Here is a 3,945-nt window from a genome sequence, read left to right as displayed (position 1 = left end):
CCTAAGAGATAATACCTTATGTTTTATCTGGTGTCTATCAGGAACCGTCAGACATGATAATTATTATGGATAACATCTGATGAAGGAAGAATCCCTTCTTTGTTATCTGATTTATAGAAACTTATTAACCAAGTAGTCTTGATTGACTACATCATTATTATACTAGTCAGCTATGAAAGTGATCTTGAAGAAAATTTTAGAAATTTGGGAATAGATTAAAGAATAAAAGCTATAAGCCGAAACTGGCCAATAGAGTGGAAATACCGAAAGAAAATGGGAAAACTAGAAACTTTTGACTTTCTTGATTTTAACCATTTCTGTTCTAAAAGAAGAAGAGGAAAGTTCAGAATTAAACACAGAACTACTGGAAAGAAGTTTTGTATGAAATGTAAGCAGATGAATATCACCATCAGAGACATGAAATTTGAAAAGAAGAAATTTATCATCGATAAAGTAAATCAGATTTTTATTGGGCACATATGGATCTGTAGTAGGGGGTGCACCCAGTAATGGGGGCTTTTACCTGACAATTTAGGAACTCTAATTGTAGTAGATGGATGTTCCTGTTTGACATGAGAGGTTTTTTATTGTAGGAAAGATGGGAGAACAGAGAAGGCAGCTATAGAAATTAAAGATGTATTCTTTATTGTACAAATTTTTCAGTGAATGGTACTTGAAGATACTGTATACACTATCTATAGGGCTGTAAATAAATCAATTAGTAAACTTAGACCTTGCTGGGAAAGCTTATAAATTAAGACTTTCTTGTGCAATTTCAATAAAAATATACAGAGGGGTGATTATAATTATGGAAAAGAATACAGGGGATATTTATAATGAAATTGATGTATATTTAAAAGATTGTGATGAAGAAGAAAAGGCATATATTGCGAATAGACTTTTGAGTCAGATATTGTGGTATGATAATAAGGCTGTTATAAAGCAAAATAAATATAAAAGATTTACTATTATTTCAATTATACTTACATCATGTATTCCAATAGTAGCGGTATTTACAAAAGGAGAGTATGCTGATTTAGCTACAGTATTTATTGATGCATTAAGTGTAGCATCATCAGCACTTTTATCTATTGTAAATTTTTGTGAATATCATAAGTTATGGGTTGAGTATAGGGAAGCTTGCGAAATATTAAAAAGTAATTTATATAGATATTTTATGAAAATTGGTGAATTTGATAAATTAGATAAAACTGAGGCATTAAAATTATTAATAGTATCATGTGAGGACTATATGATTAAAGAATTTAAGAATTGGAAGCAAATACCTCATGAAAAAGAAAAAGAATAATAGATTACCGATTATATATTTTTTGTGGACAAGTAAAATATGCGTAAATGTCAAGTAAATTACTTGATTGATAAAGGAAGCTATGATAGAATGATAGCAATATTATATTTTTTACATATATATGATGTTAGGGTTAAAGGTTTTTCTAGATTAGCTGCCAGAGAATAAAAAGCATTAGAAAAATCATGGGCAAAGTTTTTTGCCGATGAAATCATTCATGATGCAGAAACATTCCGATTTGGAAGTTACATTCTGAAATCCAACGGAACATGAGTAGCGAAGAATTCCAAAAATATATAGGGTTGCATAAAGGAAGGTAGGAAATACTATATATATATAAATCTAGCGATATGCTACAAAATATAAATTTTTTAAGCTACTATAGGAATAGGATCAAATTTATTTATTGTTTTGATCACAACATCATATATATGTAAAAATCTGTAAATGCAAAACTATTTTAATAGAATGAAATTTGGCAGATGTGAATATTATCCTAAAAAATGGAAAGGGGAAGTTTAATGGAATTAAGGAAAATCACATCACAAATGTTTGATAAGGAAATGCTGAATGATATGAGTCAATGGTATTTGGAAACGCTTAGTGGTGAATGGGAATATGTAGTATTTGTGGTAAGGAGAAGTTATATATTGGCACAGATAATGGAAAATGTTACAGAGAAAAAAATGTCAGAAGTTGATGCAACTATATATTTAACAGATGCTTCGATGTTTTTGTGTTGCGATAGATTTGCAGAATATTATCTGACAAATGGTCGATTTCCTAAGATTTTATTATGTGATGATTTGTTTATACATGGAAGAAACATTAATCATATTTTGGAAAGTATTGAGGATAGATTGGCTGTATTGTTGCCAGAATTGGATGAAGATATTTTGAAGTTTGAACTTTCAAAGGCTATTTCTGTACATGTATTGGTGAGAACAGATGCAGGTTCTTATCTTATAAATAGATACAATGCAAATTTTGCTTATAGAAGATATGATAGAGCTGAGAGATGGCACAAGTTTTCGAGCGATTTCTCGGCTTTAATTAGTAAAAGTGATATTGCCAATGCAGCATATATATATTCACAGCATTTGGAAAAAGATATTGTGGAAGAAAAGATTTTAAGTAGCAATGATTTTGTGGAAACATTATATCAGGGCAAAAGAGAATATATAAAAGTTTATTTAGATCAAGGTAATATTAAATGTGTTCCAGCATTAAGATTGGTGGGGAATGAGGAAACAGGAGGTTACAGGGCGATACCGTTTGTTTTTTTTGCTAATCTTGATGATGGTACTACAGAACGGTTATATCATGCTATTAGAAAAAAAATTGTGGAAAAATATAATAAATATCAGGAATATATATTATATATTGATTTTTTATATAATCTGGACGGAAAAAGAAGTTTTAATGAGTTTTTGACATTTATATTGAGTAATACGCTTTTGAAGGAACTAAATGATGACTATTCTGTAGATGAAGATTTTAGAAATGATAAAGCCAAATATGAAATTGATAAACTTGCAAGAAATTATTGTCGTGGAGATATGAATGAAGCAAGAGAGATAATAGAGAATTTTGTGATAAATCCTATTTTTGGATCAGTTTTTGAATTGACAAAATGTTTTGATGAAATTGTACCAGATCAATATATAATTATAAAAAAACAGGAAAGTTCTGAAGATGTTAAAGAAGAAAATATCAAACTCTATCTTGAAAATGAATTCTATAGGAGTGGATGGGAAGAAGAGCGAGAAGCATATCAGTTTTTTGAAAATCCGTATTATTTAGAAAAGAACAGATTTGAAAGAAAGACGAAAGAGTGTGCTTCAGTCATAAGTCATATGATAAATTATTTACAACTTGGTTATAATGCTATTCAAAAGTTTTTTGGATATTTCATGCAGATGATGGATGCAGGCGTTTTGTCTATATCATCCAATGCAGGGAAAAATTGTGAGGTGCATGGTTTGTCTCAATTTGTAAAAACAGGAGAACAGGCATTGCTGATAATGATTTTAAGATATTATAAATATATTCCAATGTTAGCTGAGGTTGACGATTTTTGCAGCTTATATAGAGTTGATAAAGAGTATGCATTGGATCAGATCATTAAAAATGATCCGGAAGGTTTTAAAAAATCGGATACAAGAAAAATTACATCAGAGGAGTTTATAACTTTTTTGAAGGTGTTAAGTAAAATCGGTCAAAGACCCAAAGATTGGCTTAGCAATTATGCGAGCAGACTTGAGATTTCTGAGTCAGATGACATTATGGAACAGATCAGTGCCGTATTGGTATACTTAAATGAAAGAAATGATATTAAAGATAAGGCAAAGAAAGTTTTAAATACAATGGAAATTTAAGCACATACAAAAGGAGGAGATTGGAATGGCAGATATAGATAGCATAGGAGCTAGTATATCAAACGATATGCTGAAGGAGAAAGAAGAAGAAAATGATTGCAAGATTATAAAAGTTATTCAAGGGGAAGAATATCAGGAAAAATTGGAAACCGTTATAGAAGAAAATAATTTTTTCTATGATGCATACAATGAGGCTAATGACATATTAATCTCCATTCCGCCGCCTTCGACTGGCGGCACAAATAGTAACGAAAGTAT

General features: G+C 30.1%; 3 protein-coding genes. All 3 read left to right on the top strand.

Annotation, left to right across the window (positions count from 1 at the left end; translation table 11 throughout):
- The first annotated feature begins 808 nt into the window (after positions 1–808).
- Entirely contained in the window at positions 809–1,309 is a 501-nt protein-coding gene (locus KQI69_RS02175) for a DUF4231 domain-containing protein (protein ID WP_216563648.1), read from the top strand.
- 521 nt (positions 1,310–1,830) lie between these two features.
- Entirely contained in the window at positions 1,831–3,687 is a 1,857-nt protein-coding gene (locus KQI69_RS02170) for a hypothetical protein (RefSeq protein WP_216563647.1), read from the top strand.
- Between the two features lie 25 nt (positions 3,688–3,712).
- Positions 3,713–3,945 (top strand): hypothetical protein (locus tag KQI69_RS02165; RefSeq protein WP_216563646.1); only part of this gene is annotated, 233 nt, incomplete at its 3' end.

It is taken from the genome of Eubacterium sp. MSJ-13 (genome assembly GCF_018918235.1).
In the GTDB taxonomy this organism is placed as follows: Bacteria; Bacillota; Clostridia; order Lachnospirales; family Lachnospiraceae; genus Butyribacter.
Note: the sequence above shows the minus strand (reverse complement) of the source record. Positions and strands in the feature narration are given on the sequence as shown.